This is a genomic window from uncultured Flavobacterium sp. (assembly GCF_963925185.1).
In the GTDB taxonomy this organism is placed as follows: Bacteria; Bacteroidota; Bacteroidia; order Flavobacteriales; family Flavobacteriaceae; genus Flavobacterium.
In genome coordinates this window covers 1-18,167 of the sequence record NZ_CAWURC010000018.1, presented here as the reverse complement: position 1 = coordinate 18,167, position 18,167 = coordinate 1, and the positions used below count along the sequence as shown (strand labels likewise).

Here is an 18,167-nt window from a genome sequence, read left to right as displayed (position 1 = left end):
TTAGCTCATCAAAAAACAAAATTAAAATCCATCAAAAGTAACATTTTTGCTTTAGTAAACCGTTTAATCCGTGTTCAAATATAGACTATTATTCAAAAGACTGCATCGTAACTAATTTATGATACGTTCCGTTCCTTGCAATTAATTCGTCATGTGTTCCTTGTTCTACTATTTCTCCTTTTTGCATTACCACAATTTTTTCCGCTTTTTGAATGGTGGAAAGTCGGTGAGCAATCACTATTGAAGTCCTATTTTGCATCATATTTTCTAACGCCACTTGTACAAATTTTTCGCTTTCTGTATCTAGTGCTGACGTGGCCTCATCCAAAATCATTATCGGGGGATTTTTTAAAACCGCACGCGCAATAGATAATCTTTGTTTTTGACCACCAGAGAGTTTGTTTCCGCTGTCACCAATGTTAGTATAAATTCCAAGTGGCAAATCTTTTACAAATTCATAAGCATTGGCAATTTTCAAAGCTTCGATAATTTCGTCATCGGTTGCATCTAATTTCCCCAATGAAATATTAGCTTTTATAGTGTCGTTAAACAAAATACTGTCCTGTGTAACTAATCCCATCAAGCCACGAAGCGATTGTAAATTCAAATCTTTTATATCGACAGAATCAATTGAAATCGTTCCCTCATTTACATCATAAAAACGAGTCAATAAGTTAGCAATCGTACTTTTTCCAGAACCAGATTGACCCACAAGCGCCACGGTTTGTCCTTTTTTGACTTCGAGTGAAAAATTCTTTAAAACGGCTTCATCTTGATATTTAAAGTTAACGTTTTTTATCGTAATATTTGATTCAAAAGAATCTTTTTTCAAAGCGTCTTTCTTACTCTTTATTGTGTTTTCTTGATCTAGAATTTCTAAAATGCGTTCTGCAGCAGCATTTCCTTTTTTGATGGCATACGATGCTTTCGATATAGATTTAGCCGGCGTAAGAATATTATAAGCCAATCCCATATAAGCAATAAACGATGCGCCATTTAAGGTTTTTTCTATTAAAACCATGTGTCCGCCATACCAAAGCAAAATAGCGATGACCATAATTCCCATAAATTCACTCGCTGGTGAAGCTAGGTTTTGTCTGTTTCCAATACTATTGGATAATACAAAAAAACGTTGCGTTGATTCTTGAAATATACGATTAAAATAATTTTCAGAATTATAGCCTTTAACGACTTTCAATCCGCCAAGAGTTTCTTCGATAGTCGATAAAAAGATGCCTTGTTCCTGTTGTGCTCGTGTCGATTTCTTTTTCAGTTGTTTTCCAATAAGTGAAATAACATAGCCTGATATCGGAATAAAAACAAAAACAAAAAGAGTCAGTTTAACACTAATAGTTAGCATCGCGATTATAGTAAATATAATTGTCAAAGGTTCTTTTACAATTAGCTCCAATATCGAAAGAAATGAAGTTTGCACTTCGTTTACATCAGCTGAAATTCTAGCAATGGTATCTCCTTTTCTTTTTTCGGAAAAAAAGGAAAGCGGCAAATCGATCGTTTTTTTGTACATCGCATTTCGCATATCTCTCAAAACACCATTTCTCAAAAAAGTGATAAAAAACAGTGCCATATAATCGCTCAAATTCTTTAACAAAAATATGGAGATTATTACGACTACCATAATTGACAAGGTATATCCAACTCCGAATGAATCCGTTGCATTTGTGATATAATAGCTTAAATAATCTTCGGCAAATTTTTTAAATTCCCAAATTCCTTTATAGATTGGCAGTGTTGTATTTCTTTTGGTTTGGTCAAATAAAACCTGCATCATTGGAATTAATGACATAAACGAAAGCGTACTGAAAAGCGCATACAACACATTAAAAAATATGTTGAAGTAAGCATATTTTTTATAGGGAATAATAAAGGGAAATATTTTCTTAAAATTGTTCATTAGCTCAATTGCATTGATGCAATAATATTTTTTATTTTTTCATTTAAAATTAATTCTACTTCAGTGAAATTTTCAACGCTATCCAATCGCGCATTTACACTGATGTAAAACTTGATTTTCGGTTCCGTACCACTCGGTCTAGCGCAAATCTTGGAGCCATCTTCGGTATAATAGATCAGTACATTTGATTTTGGAATTTCCATTTTGGTTTCTTCTCCCGTAAGTAAATTTTTAGCTATCGATGACTGATAATCTTCCAACATAATCACTCTTTGTCCGTTGATTTCTTTCAAAGGGTTTTCTCTCATATCAACCATCATTTGATTGATTTGCTGTATGCCATCCATTCCTTTTTTGGTCAAGGAAATCAGGTGTTCTTTATAAAATCCGTTTTCTATATATAATTGTTGAAGTTTTTTGTACACCGTGCTTCCATTGGCCTTAGCTTGTGCGGCAATTTCGCAAACTAATAAAGTGGCAGCAACTGCATCTTTATCTCTGACTGCATCCCCTACCATAAAACCAAAACTTTCCTCTCCGCCACCAATAAATTCCAATTCTGGAAAGTCTTTTATCATTTTAGCAATCCATTTAAAACCAGTCAAACCAATCTTGCATTCCACGCCATAATTAGTTGCCAATTCCATCATCATTGGAGTAGAAACGATGGTCGAACCCACGAATTGTTTTCCGTTAATTCTTTCTGATTTTTTCCATTGTTCCAATAAAAATGCGGTCATCAAAATCATTGTCTGGTTTCCATTCAACAAAGTCATTTGGCCTTCATTATTTCGAACGGCTACACCAAGTCTATCGCAATCAGGATCAGTTCCAATAACAATGTCGGAGTTGGTTTTGTCTGCCAATGCCAATGCCATAGTCAATGCTTCCGGTTCCTCTGGATTTGGAGACTTCACCGTAGGAAAATCCCCATTTGGAACCCTTTGCTCTTCAACGATATTTACATTGGAGTAGCCAGCTTGGGATAAAGTATCGGGAACTAATTTTATGGAAGTTCCGTGTAATGAAGTAAAAACAATATTCAATTTTTCTTTGGCTTCCGCCGAAGTGTCAAAACTGGCATTTTTGATGGATGATTTTATAAAAGCCTCATCCACTTCAGAATCAATATAATGTATTAAATCTTCGTTGGCGTCAAACTTGATTTGGTTGTAATTTAAATTTTCAATAGTGTTGATGATAGCTTCATCTTGTGGAGGAACGATTTGTCCACCATCTTCCCAATACACTTTGTAACCATTGTATTCAGGAGGATTATGTGATGCAGTCAGTACGATTCCACATTGACAACCTAAATATTTAAGGGCAAAAGACAACTCTGGAGTTGGTCGCATATCAGAGAATAAATACACCTGAATCCCATTTGCAGTAAAAACGTCAGCAACAGTTTTTGCCAAAGTATCGCTGTTATGACGGCAATCATAAGCGATTACTGCTTTTAAAGGTTGATTTGGAAATGATTTATGCATATAGTCAGAAAGTCCCTGCGTGCTTTTGCCGAGCGTATATTTATTGATGCGATTGTTTCCAGCACCCATTACGCCGCGCATTCCGCCAGTTCCGAATTCAAGATTTTTATAAAAACTTTCTTCAAGATCTTTTGGCGAAGAGGTCATCATTTCTATAATTTCTTCTTGTGTTTCCTTGTCGAATGTGGGAGTAAGCCATTCATTTACTGCATCTAAAATGCGTTGTTTAATTTCCATTTTGTGTTTTTAAAAATTTGAATGTCTTTTTATGATTTTTTGAGGTCATAATTTGTGACATCATTAATTTATTTCCTTAGAAACTTTATACCGTTCCTCGTTGTTTTTTGTTCTTAAAATAATTTCGCCGAGAAAACCAGCCAAAAATAATTGGGTTCCTAAAACCATTGTGGTCAGTGCAATATAAAACCAAGGATTGCTCGTAACCAAATCATAAGGCAAACCGTGATACAGTTTATACAGTTTCATAAAGCCAATAAATCCAGCCGAAAGAAAACCAATGATAAACATTATTGATCCCCAAGCACCAAACAAGTGCATTGGTCTTTTACCGAATTTTGACAAAAACCAAATGGTAATTAAATCCAAAAATCCGTTGATGAAACGCTCCATTCCAAATTTAGTTTCACCATATTTTCTGGCCTGATGTTGCACCACTTTTTCGCCAATTTTACCAAAACCAGCGTTTTTCGCCAAAACAGGAATGTAACGGTGCATTTCGCCCGAAACTTCGATGTTTTTGATGACAATATTTTTGTAAGCTTTTAATCCGCAATTAAAATCATTTAATTCTACACCAGATGTTTTTCTAGCCGCCCAATTGAATAGTTTTGAAGGAAGATTTTTTGAAACGACTGAATCGTATCTTTTCTTTTTCCAGCCAGAAACTAAATCAAAATTTTGTGTGGTAATCATATTAAATAATCCTGGGATTTCCTCTGGACTATCTTGTAAATCGGCATCCATAGTGATGATTACATCACCTTGTGCTTTTGCAAAACCAGCGTGCAAGGCTTGTGATTTGCCGAAGTTTTTCATAAATCGAATGCCTTTTACATTTGTATTTTCGGTAGCTAATTCTTCGATAATTGACCAAGAATTATCAGAACTTCCATCGTCTATGAAAATAACTTCATATGAATAGTTGTTAGCCTTCATTACCTTAATTATCCAGGCATAAAGTTCTTTGAGCGACTCGTCTTCGTTAAGAAGCGGAATAAGTATAGATAAATTCATTTATGTTTTTTATTCTTGAGAAGGTTTGCTTTTGAAAATTAAAGCCAATAATAATCCAAAAAGAGCACTGAATGCAATTTTAAATACCGATCCTTTTATTAATTCAACAAAAGAATAGGGGTCGTTTTCTTGGAGTTTTTTCATCGCTTCATTAATGACAGATGATGGAGAATTAAATTTTTGCATGGTTTCCACCATATATTTCATTGTTAATTCTTTAAGAGTATCTTTTACGGAAGGATCTATAATATTGAATAAAATGATATTAAAGGCAACGGAAATTGAAATTCCAATTACAGCCGAAATAAAATAGGTAGTAAAAGCATCTTTAAAAGAAAATATTCCTTTTAGTTCTTGCTTGGTTTTAGAGAGTAAAATTATCCCAATTACAATATAGATTGCAATACTTACAAAACCAATCCACATAGAAGTGAATAATTTTAAATCTATTGAATATATCAAAGCGGTTATTAATGCACCTACAACGCCAGTAATTATCCCGTAAAAAATCCCGTTTTTCTTTATAACTTCGTTCATAGTTGAAAGTATTTATTTATTAATCCACAAATATAGCAATTCCCAATATATTCAAGGGCAAAAATCGTTTTTTACGTTTATATAAAAAAAGTAATGTAAAGATTTGATTATTGAAAAATAAGTGTAAATTTGCAAACTCAAAATAATTAAAAGTTTTAAACAAAAAGAGTAGTTGCATTTACACCTTTTTCTAAAGTAGAGAAAGCTTCAAAATTAAAACGCTCAAAAAATAAATAACATAAAGATGAAAAAAGGAATTCACCCAGAAAATTACCGTTTAGTTGCATTCAAAGACATGTCAAATGAAGACGTTTTTATTACTAAATCTACTGCAGATACAAGAGAAACAATCACAGTTGATGGTGTTGAATATCCAGTTGTAAAAATGGAGATCTCTAGAACTTCTCACCCTTTTTACACAGGTAAATCTAAACTTATTGATACCGCAGGTCGTATCGATAAATTCAAAACTAAATACGCTAAACACGGTAAATAATATTTACTGGTTTGTAATAAATATAAAGCTTCGCAATTTGCGGGGCTTTTTTATTTTAATTGCTATCCAAAACTTTGTAACTTTGAACCTGTAAAGTCTCTAACAGAAATATACTATGAATTATATACTTTTCGACGGTCCGGCCAGAAACGCTCTATTGCCTTTTACTTTCACGCGTCCGGTTGCCGATATTCTTATTGGAATTATGACGATTCGTCAAAAATGGGAAATGCGTTTGGGCTCTACCACTACAACTCTAACTGAGGAATATTTATCCGAGAAATTTCCAATGGTCGAAATGGAGGAAAATGTAATGATAAATGCTTCCTTTCTTCCCAATACAATTTTGGCCGAAATGGTAAGCAATCTCGAATCGAATCAAGCTATTTTTAAAGGGGATGAAGTCATTGCTTTTTATACCAGTGAAAACCAGGAAGAAGTCGATTTTGATACTTATGAAATCATGGAATTTGAAGGGGATTGCTTGCGAGTGGAACATACTTGGGATATTTTTTCTAATAATGATGCCGCGATTCGTGAAGATTTCGAATTGTTGACCGAAGACAGAAAATCACATCCGATTCCGAAAAGTGTAAATGTAATAGCCAAAGAAAATATATTTATCGAAGAAGGAGCAAGGCTCGAATTTGTGACACTTAATGCTTCGTCAGGACCTATTTATATTGGAAAAAATTCCGAAATAATGGAAGGTTCCGTTATTCGTGGACCATTGGCTTTGTGTGAAAATGCACAAATAAAAATGGCTTCCAAAATTTATGGAGCGACAACTGTTGGGCCTTATTCTAGAATTGGTGGAGAAGTTAAAAACGCTGTTCTTTTTTCGTATTCCAATAAAGGACATGATGGATTTCTTGGGGATTCTGTTCTAGGAGATTGGTGTAATATTGGAGCCGACACCAATACTTCCAACTTAAAAAACAACTATGACGAAGTAAAATTGTGGAGCTATGAAACTGAAGGTTTTGCCAAAACTGGACTACAATTTTGTGGATTGATGATGGGAGATCATAGTAAATGCGGTATAAATACGATGTTTAATACGGGAACAGTTGTTGGTGTAAGCGCAAATGTATTTGGCGCTGGATTTCCACGAAACTTTGTGCCCAGTTTTTCATGGGGTGGCGCTTCAGGTTTCACTACTTATATTACCAAAAAAGCTTTCGAAACTGCCCGATTAGTAATGAGTCGCAGAAATGTTGATTTTGACGAGAAAGAAGCAAAAATTTTAGAACACGTTTTTGAGGAAACTAAAAAGTGGAGAAAAGAGTAATTTGAAAACATTCTGATTTTAAAATTTAAAATGACCACAATTTCGAAAGTAGTTGTGGTTTTCTTGCATAAGAAACTAATGATTTCATTTTATAGTTTTTTGTTTGTAAATTTGCAACCTTAAATTTTTTGACAACGATTTCATTAATTTAAGAAACTTATGGAAAAAAGAAAAAAAGTTGCCTTTTATACACTTGGATGCAAATTAAATTTTTCGGAGACTTCTACCATTGCACGAAACTTTCAGGACGAAGGTTTTGACCGTGTCGATTTTGAAGAAGTAGCCGATATGTATGTTATTAATACGTGTTCTGTAACTGAAAATGCCGACAAACAATTCAAGCAAGTCGTGCGGAAAGCAATGAAATTGAATGATAAAGCTTTTGTTGCAGCGATTGGCTGTTATGCCCAATTGAAACCTGAAGAATTAGCTAATGTTGATGGTGTCGATTTAGTTCTTGGTGCTACCGAAAAATTCAAAATCACCGATTATATTAATGATTTGTCCAAAAACGATAGGGGCGAAGTACATTCTTGCGAAATTTCGGAAGCCGATTTTTATGTGGGAAGTTATTCTATTGGCGACCGAACGCGTGCTTTCTTGAAAGTGCAAGACGGATGCGATTATAAATGTACCTATTGTACCATTCCATTGGCAAGAGGAATTTCTCGAAGCGATGAATTGGAAAATGTATTGAAAAATGCCAAAGAAATTTCAGAACAAGGAATCAAAGAAATTGTTTTGACAGGCGTAAACATCGGCGATTACGGAAAAGGAGAATTTGGCAACAAAAAACACGAACATACTTTCTTAGAATTAGTTCAGGAATTGGACAAAGTAGAAGGAATCGAAAGATTGCGAATTTCGTCGATTGAACCTAATTTATTGAAGAATGAAACTATAGCATTTGTATCTAAAAGTCGCACTTTTGTACCCCATTTTCATATTCCTTTGCAATCTGGAAGCAATGAAATCCTAAAATTAATGAAGCGTCGTTATCTTCGAGAAATATATACGGAACGCGTAAATAAAATTCGGGAAGTGATGCCAGATGCGTGCATTGGTGTCGATGTAATTGTTGGTTTTCCAGGCGAAACCGACGAACATTTTCTGGAAACCTATCATTTTTTGAATGAAATGGATATTTCATACTTACACGTTTTTACCTATTCAGAACGTGATAATACCGAAGCTGCCGAAATGGAAGGTGTTGTTCCTGCAAATGTTAGAGCAAAACGGAGTAAAATGTTGCGCAGTTTATCTGTAAAAAAACGCCGTGCTTTTTATGAAAGTCAAATAGGAACGAACAGAACGGTACTTTTTGAGACTGAAAATAAAGAAGGCTACATTCACGGTTTTACCGAAAATTACGTTCGCGTAAAAACACCTTGGAATCCAGAATTAGTCAATACTTTACAGGAAATCAGTTTGACTAAAATTGATGAGGATGGTAGCGTGAGAATCGAGTTTTTATAAACTCAATTTGTAAATATTCGTTTCTAAAGCTTCAGTATCATTGTCTTCGCAAAGCAGAAACTCTATTTTGTCTTTGGTTTTATTATAAAGTGTCAGTCCTTCGAATTTATGGGTGTCAGTTATTTTATGTGTGAAATCGATTTGCATTGATTGAACGTCTAATCGACCAATGATACTTCCAAGAATTTCGCCGTCGTTATAAGTTGAAGTGGTGTCTTCGGCAGTTGCCAAAAAATAAATTTTCTCTTCCACTAGAATTGCATCGGTAAATGAAGTTTCGATGTGTTTGATTTTTGGTAATTTTATTGCTGAAAAAATGATATTGTCATTTTGATTGCTGATGAAAACCCCATTTTTAGAATTGGCTCCATTTCCTCTTTGAAAAAAACACCATTTTTCATTGTAGAATAAAGATCCTTCAATATTAAGATCGTCGTCATAAATGGCGGCACTATTTTTTAATTTTTGATATAATTTTGTGATGTCTTTTTCTTTTACTTCTTTGGTTTGGAGATTATAACTTATTCTTTTTTCTCTTTTGGATGTCGATCCAGAACCTAAAATGTAAAGTTTATTTTCTTTTAGGCAAATGGATTCGAAATCGTATTTGTCTTTTTTAGGAATGTTTTCCTGACCATTTTCGAAGAGTTTTATTTTGGCCAATTTCTTTTTTTCTATGTCATATTGGTATAGAAAAGTACCGTTGTCTGAAATGATAAACAGCAAATTATCTTTGTAAATAATTCCTGAAGCCGAACCAATACCGGTGATTTTAAATTGTAATTCGAGTGTAAAATCTTGCATAAATGTTATCTTGAAAACAAATCCCATAGCCCTGATAGAAGTGAAAATCCTCGCTTTTTTGCGAGATTGCAACGAATAGCAGGAAATAGCTCCAAATTAATATTAGTATCGATTGTGTAAATATAAATTATTCCTAGGGAATCGTTATTCAAATTTGAAGTATCTTTGCCAACCTATAAGACAACAAATTGAATTTTACCAAATACACAAAAGAGTTCTCCTATAATTTAAGATTGGCTTATCCCATTATTTTGGGGATGCTAGGACATACTTTAATTGGAATCGTTGATAATTTTATGGTTGGAAACCTTGGTTCAACAGAGCTAGCGGCAGTTTCTCTCGGCAATAGTTTTATATTTATTGGGTTGTCTTTGGGGATTGGTTTTTCCACAGCCATCACGCCTTTAGTTTCAGAAGCGGATGCCGAAAAGGATGATAATAAAATCAGAACTATTTTTCACCACGGATTGTTGTTATGCACCATTTTGGGAATTGTGATATTTGTTTTGATAGTTCTATCAAAGCCCATAATGAACTTGATGGATCAACCAGAAGCGGTTGTAAAACTAGCTACACCATACATTGACTGGGTAGCTTTTTCTTTGATTCCGGTGGTTATTTTCCAAGGGTACAAGCAATTTGCTGATGGTTTGTCGCAAACCAAATATTCGATGTATGCTATTTATTTGGCTAATGTTGTTCATGTTTTTTTTAATTATGTATTGATTTATGGAGTCTGGGGTTTTCCGAAATTAGGAATTTTAGGGGCGGCATTAGGAACGGTAATTTCTAGAATTATGATGTTGGTTTTTATGCACTTTATTTTGAGGAAAAATGCGGCTTTCAAAAGATATTTCAAGAATTTTAGTTTTAAGGAAATTAAAAAATCAATATTAAAAAAAATTATAGATCTAGGTTTGCCATCAGCGATGCAAATGTTATTTGAAGTGACTTTGTTTACCGCTGCGATTTGGCTTTCAGGATCCCTTGGTAAGAACAGCCAGGCTGCGAATCAAATAGCATTGACGATGGCATCGACTACTTTTATGTTTGCAATGGGTTTTAGCGTTGCTGCGATGATTCGTGTAAGCAATCAAAAAGGGTTGAGGGATTACAAAAAATTAATTGTTGTTGCTCGGTCGATATTTTTATTAACCATTATGTTTGAAACTGTTTTTGGTTTGTTTTTCGTGATTTCCCATAATTATTTACCTCATTTGTTTTTGAATATGAATGACTCTGCACAAACTCTTGACAATATGGAAATCATTATCATTGCATCTAAATTGCTTTTAGTGGCTTCTGTTTTTCAAATTTCTGACGGAATTCAAGTCGTTGTTCTTGGCGCTTTACGTGGTTTACAGGATGTGAAAGTGCCAATGTATATTACATTTGTTGCTTATTGGCTTTTGGGATTTCCCGTTTCGTTTTATCTTGGAAGACATACTAGTTTGGGAGCAACAGGAATTTGGATAGGACTTTTAGCAGGGCTTTCATCTGCAGCTTTATTTTTGTATATTCGCTTTGCGGGATTGACAAAAAAGTTGGCATTGGAAAATAACGCTACTATTTAATTTTTTTTCCTTTAATAAATGCAAGCTTAAAAAGTAATCTACCGCAAAATTAACATTCTAAATTTATATAAAATGGTACTATTAATTATTATTGGGGTTATTTTGCTCATTGTGAGTTTTACTTTGAAAAGTGATGTGAGAAATCCGCTTTCAAAATTTTCTAGCGTTTTCAGAAATATTGGAATCATAGTTATTATATTGGGGGTTTCTTCCTCAACGTTTAAACAAATTGATGCTGGAAAAGTAGGAGTTAAATCGCTTTACGGGAGTGTTAAACCCGATGTATTAGAAAGTGGATTGCATATAATAAATCCTCTTTTGGACGTAACGGAGTTGGATATTCAAACTCAAAATTATACTATGTCTGCCATTCAAAGCGAAGGATCTCAACAAGGGGATGATGCTATTCGCGTTTTATCGAATGATGGATTGGAAGTTGTTATTGATTTGACTGTTTTATATAAAATATCGCCTACTGATGCACCTACAATTTTCAAAGAAATTGGATTAAATTATATTGATAAAATTGTGCGTCCAGTTACCAGAACACGTATTCGTGACAACGCTGTTTATTATGATGCTGTAGCTTTGTATTCTACCAAAAGAAACGAATTTCAAGACAGAATATTTAAAAATATCGAGGCTGATTTCAAAACAAGAGGATTGATTTTAGAACAATTATTGATTAGAAATATTAATCTTCCCACTTCTGTAAAAGCATCTATCGAAAGCAAAATTAATGCAGAACAAGATGCCCAAAAAATGCAGTTTGTTTTGCAAAAAGAAAAACAAGAAGCCGAACGTAAAAGAGTAGAAGCTCAAGGTATTGCTGATTATCAAAGAATTATTTCTTCTGGATTAACCGACAAGCAATTGCAATATGAACAAATAAAAGCTCAAAAAGAAATTGCCACTTCTGCCAACACCAAAATAATTTTTATGGGAAAAGGTGGCGCACCGGTTATTCTTTCTGATAAATAATCTTAAAAAGACAAATAGACAATAGACGGATAGATGATAGATTTTTAAAAGTTAAAATATATTTTCGTTCATTATCTATTTGTCTATCATATAACATCTAAAAAAAATGGAATTACCAAAATTTTTACTCGGCGACAACACTGATTTTCCCGAAGATATTTTTATCATTCATCTTGATTATCCAAGATTCATCATCAATCTGAAAGATGATGAAGTCGAATTTATGGAAGAAGCAGAAGATCTTGACGAAGCGGAATTAAACGATGAAATGGAGGGATTGATTGTACTTGCCAATGAATTTTATGACAGGGAGATGGAGCGTTACGAGAAGGAATAGGTTTATTTTTTAAAATACTTTTTTAATAAAATTTGAGCGGCTGCAAATGGTGATATTTCATCGTCTTGCACCGCTTTTTTATTTTCTTCCAATAGTTTTTGAATCTCAGGATGATTGAAAAAATTAGTTTTCAATTGCTCATTTATGGTTTCCAAAAGCCAATATTGATTTTGTTCTTTCCTTTTCTCAAAGTAAGAATTATTTCCTTTTGTAAGTTCAATGAACTTCAAAATAGTTTCCCAAACTTCAGCAATTCCTTCGTGAGTAATCGCGCTACAAGTAGATGTAGTTGGAATCCAACCTGATTTCTTGGCAGGAAATAAATGCAATGCCCGATTAAATTCTATTTTCGCCAAGTTTGATTTTTGAATATTATCTCCATCGGCTTTATTGATGACAATGGAGTCTGCCATTTCCATAATGCCCCGTTTTATACCTTGCAAATCATCACCAGCACCTGTAATTTTTAGTAACAAAAAGAAATCGACCATACTGTGAACGGCAGTTTCACTTTGCCCAACTCCAACCGTTTCTATGAGTATGGTGTCAAAACCACAAGCTTCACAAAGCGTAATTGCTTCACGTGTTTTTCGAGCAACTCCACCCAGCGTTTCCCCCGAAGCCGAAGGTCGGATATACGCATTCGTGTCTTTTACCAATTCCTCCATTCGGGTTTTATCACCCAAAATACTCCCATGTGAAATAGTGCTACTTGGATCCACAGCAAGAACTGCAACTTTATTCCCTAAACTCGTTAAATATTTTCCAAAAGCTTCAATAAATGTACTTTTTCCAACACCCGGAACACCCGTAATTCCTATTCGAACGGATTTATTGGCGTGAGGCAAACAGGTATTAATAACTTCATTTGCCCGTTCTAAATGGGCACTATTCGTACTTTCAATCAAGGTAATGGCCCTACTCAAAGCAGTGATGCTTCCATTCAGAATACCATCAACTAATTCTTGTGAAGAAGGCTGTATTTTTCTAAATTTTCGGACTTGGTTCACGGAACTTGAACTGACAATTTCGGGAGGCGAAATTCCAGCTTTCTCTTGAAGAGCAGAATGTTTTATCTTTTTGTTTTCCAAAACTTAAAATCGTTTGAGTAAAATTAGCGCTTAAATATGAATAAATTTATTTTATATGCAAGAATTAGTGTGATGATGTAGATTCTCTAATTATATCAAAAATAGCAAATTTATATTTATGCAATGTGGAAATAACAAATTTGTCAATATCTTTGGGTCATATGATCAACTTCATTCTAATCTTTGTTTTTTTGGGTCTTGGAATTATACTGCAAAAAGTAAAACGATTCCCGACGACTAGTTATAAATTATTAAATGATATTGTAGTTTATTTTTGTCTTCCTGCATTATCGTTGTATTATATACCAAAAATTAAATTAGATAATCAGTTATTTTTCCCAATTGGTGTTGCTTGGATTGGCTTTGTTGTTTCTTATTTTTTTTTCAGCTTTCTTGGAAAAAAAATCGGTTGGTCTAGAAAGCTAACTGGATGTTTAATTATTACTTCAGGTTTTGCAAACACTTCATTCTTAGGTTTTCCAATAATTGAAGCTTTATATGGTCCAGAAGCTATAAAAACAGCTATTTTAGTAGATCAGCCAGGTTCTTTCGTAGTACTATCTACCTTGGGAATTTTGACAGCAATCCTGTATTCATCAGGGAGTTCGAGCGGAGTTCATATTGTAAAAAAGATTGTGTTATTTCCGCCATTTATCACTTTTCTAGGAGCTTGTTTAATGAATATTTTTAATTTCGATTTTCATGACATAATTCAATATTTATTACAAAAAATAGGAAATTGGATGACTCCATTGGCAATGCTTTCTGTTGGTTTACAGCTTCATTTTGATAGAAAAAGTCAACATTGGAGATTTTTAGGGATAGGACTTTTATATAAGTTGATATTGACTCCAGCGATATTTTATTTGTTGTACGTTGTAGTTTTAAATCAAAATTCACAAATTATTCAAGTATCCATAATGGAATCGGCTATGCCTCCAATGATAACAGCTAGTATTTTAGCCTCTTCCTATGGTTTAAAACCAAAATTAAGTAGTATGATGATTGGTTTTGGAATACCAATATCTTTTATCACATTAGTGTTTTGGTATTTTGTACTACGTTATATTTAAAATTGAATGATAATCAAGTTAAACGAGATTATTCAGTTTAGCATATTGCAATAACATAATTGTTTTTGCATCTTTGATTTCTCCCGATTGAATCATTTCGAAAGCTTCGTCAAAAGTCATTTCCAAAACCTCGATGTTTTCGTGTTCGGAAGCAAGTCCACCGCCTTGATTCACTTTCATAGTAGCTTCGTATTCACCCACGAATAAATATAAGATTTCGGTAACAGCTCCCGGCGACATATAGGTTTCGAATACTTTACGAACTACCGGAAGACGATAACCCGTTTCTTCTTCTGTTTCTCGAATGATGCATTGCTTTGGATTATCTTTGTCCAAAAGTCCCGCGCAAACTTCAATCATCATTCCTGTTTTATTGCCGTTAAGATAGGTTGGCAATCGAAACTGACGCGTTAAAATCACTGTTTTTTCTGCCGAATTATAAAGTAAAATGGCAGCTCCATTCCCACGATCATACACTTCCCGAATATGGGTTTCAACGGTGTTGTCTTCTTTTTGATAATTATAAGTTACTTTGTTTAACAAATACCAATTATTAGAAAGCAACTCGGTTTTTTGGATTTTTATGATTGTCTTACTCATTCGTTATGATTGTATAAAAAAACGTCCCAATTTATTGGGACGTTAAGGTTTTTATTTTAGTATCGTTTGCTTTCTATCTGGTCCAACAGAAACAATTTTTATTGGAACTTCGACAAATTCTTCAATGAATTCGATGTATTGTTTTAACTCGATTGGCATTTCCTCATAAGTTGTCATTCCGGTTAAATCAGCCTTCCAGCCTTTAAATTCTTTATAAACAGGAGTGACATTTTCTGGTTCTATGTTGTATGGAAAATGAGAAATATTTTTTCCATTGTAATTGTATTCGGTGCATACTTTTAGGGTCGAAAATCCAGAAAGGATGTCGCCCTTCATCATCATTAATTGGGTAACTCCATTTATTTGAACGGCATATTTCAAGGCAACTAAATCTAACCAACCACAACGCCTTTGTCTTCCTGTTACAGATCCAAATTCGTTTCCAACTCTTGCCATTGTTGCACCAACTTCATCAAAAAGTTCAGTAGGGAATGGGCCACTTCCTACCCGAGTTACATAAGCTTTAAAAATTCCGTATACTTCTTTTATTTTATTGGGAGCAATTCCTAAACCGGTACAGGCACCAGCTGCAGTTGTATTGGAAGAAGTCACGAAAGGATAAGTTCCAAAATCAACATCTAATAAAGAACCCTGGGCTCCTTCGCATAATATCGCTTTCCCAGCTTTTTGGGCTTGGTGCAAATATTCTTCACTGTCTATAAAATCTATTTTTTTTAATTCTTCGATAGCTTCAAAGAATTCTTTTTCCATTTCTTCTAAATTATACTGAATGGCAACATCGTAAAATTTGATTATTTCTTCATGTTTGTTTGCCAATAAACGGTATCTTTCATTGAAATCTTCAAGTTCAATATCACCCACACGGATTCCATTTCTACCAGTTTTGTCCATATAAGTTGGACCAATTCCTTTAAGTGTAGAGCCAATTTTTGCTTTCCCTTTTGATGCTTCGGATGCTGCATCAAGCAAACGATGTGTAGGTAAAATTAAATGTGCTTTTCTGGAAATTATTAATTTATTTTTTATGTCTAAATTAAATTTAGCTAAGCCTTCAATTTCTTTTTGAAGAACAACAGGATCTATAACAACTCCATTTCCAATAATGTTTACAGCAGTTTTATGAAAAATTCCAGAAGGAATAGTTCTTAAAACGTGTTTTATTCCGTCGAATTCTAATGTGTGTCCAGCATTTGGACCACCTTGAAATCGTGCAATAATATCATATTTTGAAGTAAGAACATCAACTATTTTTCCTTTTCCTTCATCGCCCCATTGTAATCCTAATAATAAATCTACGGTCATTCTATGTGTTATTTGTAGTTAGTTTGTGTTTGTTATTTTTTTCTTCCGTATAAATATAAGGAGTGGGTTGTAATTTCTATATCGAATATTTCCTCGATTGTTTTTTTGATACTTTGAATTCTTGGATCACAAAACTCAATTACTTCTCCGGTATCGGTCATAATAATGTGGTCGTGTTGTTTATCAAAATAGGACTTTTCATAATAGGCTTGATTTTGTCCAAATTGGTGTTTTCGAACCAATGCACATTCCAATAAAAGCTCTATAGTATTGTATAAAGTCGCTCGACTCACACGGTAGTTTTTATTTTTCATTTTGATATACAGATTTTCTATATCAAAATGTTCTTCGCTATCATAAATTTCTTTAAGTATGGCGAAGCGTTCAGGAGTTTTTCGATGTCCTTTATTTTCAAGATACAATGTGAAAACACCCTTTACAATTTCTTGATTTTTACTATTATCTGATAAGATTAGTGTCATATTAGGCAAAGATAAATTATATTTTTTAGTTTAGAAGTTTAAGAGTTTAAAAGTTTACTAACTAAATTTGTAATCAACTAAACCTATAATTTTTTCTTAATTTTTATATTCTCGACTTACTTTTTCGATACCATCAATTTTCTTGATATTGTCGATTAGTTTCTTTAGAATAGTATTGTTTTGAACGATAACCGATATTTTACCTTTAAAAAGTCCTGCTTCACCACTCAAAGATATGCTCTGAATGTTTACGTTCATATTGTCCGAAATCACCTTAGTAAGTTTGTTGGTCAAGCCCATAATGTCCATTCCTGTGATGTGCAAAACCGCCTTAAATTCCTGTTGTGATGAGTCAATCCATTTGGCTAAAATAATACGGTAAGCGTAGTTAGACTGCAGACCTATAGCGTTAGGGCAATCTTTTTTATGGACTTTAATACCTTCATTTATGGTAATGAAACCAAAAACTTCGTCACCCGGTATCGGATTGCAGCAAGTAGATAATTTATAATCTAATTTGTCTTGGTCTGCGCCAAAAACCAACATGTCATAATTGCTGCTGATGACTTGTTTATGAATGTCATCACTAGCAGTACTAGCGGAGCGCTTAATTTTACTTTTAAAAAAATTGATAAAAGTATTGCTTTTTTGTGTGGCATAATCTTTCAATTGCTGGTTTTCAATTGCTCCAACCCCCACACGATAAAACAAATCTAAACTTGTTTTTAATTTGAAAAAATTAACCAATTCGTTGATAACCGATTCGCTTAAAGTAATTTTTAAATGTCTCAGCTTTCGAGTGAGGATTTCTTTTCCTTCTTCGGCGATTTTCTTAGTATTTTCGTTTAGAACGTTTTTTATTTTATTTTTTGCCCTCGAAGTCGTAACATAATCCAGCCAGTTAATGTTTGGTTTTTGATATTGTGAGGTTATAACTTCGATTTGATCACCACTTTTTAACTCGTGATTCAAAGGAACTAATTTTCCGTTGACTCGGGTTCCTCGGGTGCGAATTCCTATTTCAGAGTGAATACTAAATGCAAAATCTAGAGAAGTAGCTCCTTTTGGTAGTGATTTTATTTCCCCTTTTGGAGTAAAAACAAAGATTTCCTTAGAATATAAATTCATTTTAAAATCTTCAACAAAATCTATGGCGCTGGTTTCAGAGTTTTCTAGTGCTTCTTTTAATAAATTTAACCAAATATCTAACCCGCTTTCTTCGGCGTCTCCTTGCTTATATTTGTAATGAGCTGCGTACCCTTTTTCTGCAATTTCGTCCATTCTTTCGCTACGAATCTGGACTTCAACCCAACGCCCTTTTGGGCCCATTACCGTAATATGTAAAGCTTCGTAGCCAGTTGTTTTTGGTGATGAAATCCAATCCCGCAATCGGCTAGGGCTTGGTCTGTAATGATCAGTTACAATTGAATATATTTTCCAAGC

Annotated in this window: 17 protein-coding genes; 7 read left to right on the top strand and 10 right to left on the bottom strand. The window is 33.8% G+C overall.

Going from position 1 to position 18,167, the window contains the following annotated elements; translation table 11 throughout:
• Positions 1-88 precede the first annotated feature (88 nt).
• From AABM59_RS04620 to AABM59_RS04605, 4 genes are all read right to left on the bottom strand, one after another.
• Complete coding sequence (locus tag AABM59_RS04620) at positions 89-1,915, bottom strand: ABC transporter ATP-binding protein (RefSeq protein ID WP_338407807.1); 1,827 nt, start codon at positions 1,913-1,915, stop codon at positions 89-91.
• Entirely contained in the window at positions 1,915-3,642 is a 1,728-nt protein-coding gene (locus AABM59_RS04615; RefSeq protein WP_338407806.1) for a phospho-sugar mutase, read from the bottom strand. The genes AABM59_RS04620 and AABM59_RS04615 overlap by 1 nt, the downstream gene beginning before the upstream one ends.
• Positions 3,643-3,705: 63 nt before the next feature.
• A complete protein-coding gene (locus tag AABM59_RS04610) occupies positions 3,706-4,659 on the bottom strand; it encodes a glycosyltransferase family 2 protein (protein WP_338407805.1) in 954 nt (317 codons plus the stop codon).
• A gap of 9 nt (positions 4,660-4,668) precedes the next feature.
• Positions 4,669-5,196: a DUF4199 domain-containing protein gene (locus AABM59_RS04605; protein ID WP_338407804.1), complete on the bottom strand. Its 528-nt coding sequence runs from the start codon at positions 5,194-5,196 to the stop codon at positions 4,669-4,671.
• Positions 5,197-5,440: 244 nt separating this feature from the next.
• On the opposite strand from AABM59_RS04605, the gene AABM59_RS04600 reads away from it, so the two are divergent.
• The 3 genes from AABM59_RS04600 to mtaB all read left to right on the top strand — a co-directional run bounded on the left by AABM59_RS04600 (position 5,441) and on the right by mtaB (position 8,459).
• The gene (locus AABM59_RS04600; protein ID WP_143391223.1) at positions 5,441-5,692 is read left to right on the top strand and encodes a type B 50S ribosomal protein L31; all 252 of its coding nucleotides are present in this window, start codon (positions 5,441-5,443) and stop codon (positions 5,690-5,692) included.
• Positions 5,693-5,807: 115 nt separating this feature from the next.
• On the top strand, positions 5,808-6,983 hold the full coding sequence (locus AABM59_RS04595; protein ID WP_338407803.1) for a GlmU family protein: 1,176 nt from the start codon (positions 5,808-5,810) through the stop codon (positions 6,981-6,983).
• A gap of 159 nt (positions 6,984-7,142) precedes the next feature.
• On the top strand, positions 7,143-8,459 hold the full coding sequence (mtaB, locus tag AABM59_RS04590; protein WP_338407802.1) for a tRNA (N(6)-L-threonylcarbamoyladenosine(37)-C(2))-methylthiotransferase MtaB: 1,317 nt from the start codon (positions 7,143-7,145) through the stop codon (positions 8,457-8,459).
• On the opposite strand, the gene AABM59_RS04585 is transcribed toward mtaB, so the two are convergent.
• A complete protein-coding gene (locus tag AABM59_RS04585) occupies positions 8,454-9,263 on the bottom strand; it encodes a hypothetical protein (protein ID WP_338407801.1) in 810 nt (269 codons plus the stop codon). The two genes, mtaB and AABM59_RS04585, sit on opposite strands and share 6 nt — an antisense overlap.
• 188 nt (positions 9,264-9,451) lie before the next feature.
• Here AABM59_RS04585 and AABM59_RS04580 point away from each other — a divergent pair, with 188 nt between their 5' ends.
• From AABM59_RS04580 to AABM59_RS04570, 3 genes are all read left to right on the top strand, one after another.
• A complete protein-coding gene (locus AABM59_RS04580) occupies positions 9,452-10,837 on the top strand; it encodes an MATE family efflux transporter (protein WP_338407800.1) in 1,386 nt (461 codons plus the stop codon).
• A gap of 72 nt (positions 10,838-10,909) precedes the next feature.
• On the top strand, positions 10,910-11,818 hold the full coding sequence (locus AABM59_RS04575; protein WP_338407799.1) for a prohibitin family protein: 909 nt from the start codon (positions 10,910-10,912) through the stop codon (positions 11,816-11,818).
• Between the two features lie 106 nt (positions 11,819-11,924).
• Entirely contained in the window at positions 11,925-12,155 is a 231-nt protein-coding gene (locus AABM59_RS04570) for a hypothetical protein (protein WP_338407798.1), read from the top strand.
• Positions 12,156-12,157: 2 nt separating this feature from the next.
• Here AABM59_RS04570 and meaB read toward each other — a convergent pair whose 3' ends face one another.
• Entirely contained in the window at positions 12,158-13,246 is a 1,089-nt protein-coding gene (gene meaB, locus AABM59_RS04565) for a methylmalonyl Co-A mutase-associated GTPase MeaB (protein ID WP_338407797.1), read from the bottom strand.
• Positions 13,247-13,386: 140 nt separating this feature from the next.
• Between meaB and AABM59_RS04560 the strand changes: the two genes are divergently transcribed.
• Positions 13,387-14,319 carry an AEC family transporter gene (locus AABM59_RS04560; RefSeq protein WP_338407796.1) on the top strand — a complete coding sequence of 311 codons (933 nt, stop codon included), beginning with the start codon at positions 13,387-13,389 and terminating at the stop codon, positions 14,317-14,319.
• Positions 14,320-14,337: 18 nt separating this feature from the next.
• Here the strand turns inward: AABM59_RS04560 and nudK are convergent, their stop codons facing one another.
• The 4 genes from nudK to AABM59_RS04540 form a co-directional block, all read right to left on the bottom strand.
• On the bottom strand, positions 14,338-14,919 hold the full coding sequence (nudK, locus tag AABM59_RS04555) for a GDP-mannose pyrophosphatase NudK (RefSeq protein WP_338407795.1): 582 nt from the start codon (positions 14,917-14,919) through the stop codon (positions 14,338-14,340).
• A 51-nt stretch (positions 14,920-14,970) separates the two neighbouring features.
• Entirely contained in the window at positions 14,971-16,242 is a 1,272-nt protein-coding gene (locus AABM59_RS04550) for an adenylosuccinate synthase (RefSeq protein WP_338407794.1), read from the bottom strand.
• Positions 16,243-16,274: 32 nt separating this feature from the next.
• The gene (locus tag AABM59_RS04545; protein WP_338407793.1) at positions 16,275-16,724 is read right to left on the bottom strand and encodes a transcriptional repressor; all 450 of its coding nucleotides are present in this window, start codon (positions 16,722-16,724) and stop codon (positions 16,275-16,277) included.
• Positions 16,725-16,820: 96 nt separating this feature from the next.
• Positions 16,821-18,167: TGS domain-containing protein (locus AABM59_RS04540; protein WP_338407792.1), on the bottom strand; the 1,347-nt coding region annotated here is incomplete at its 5' end.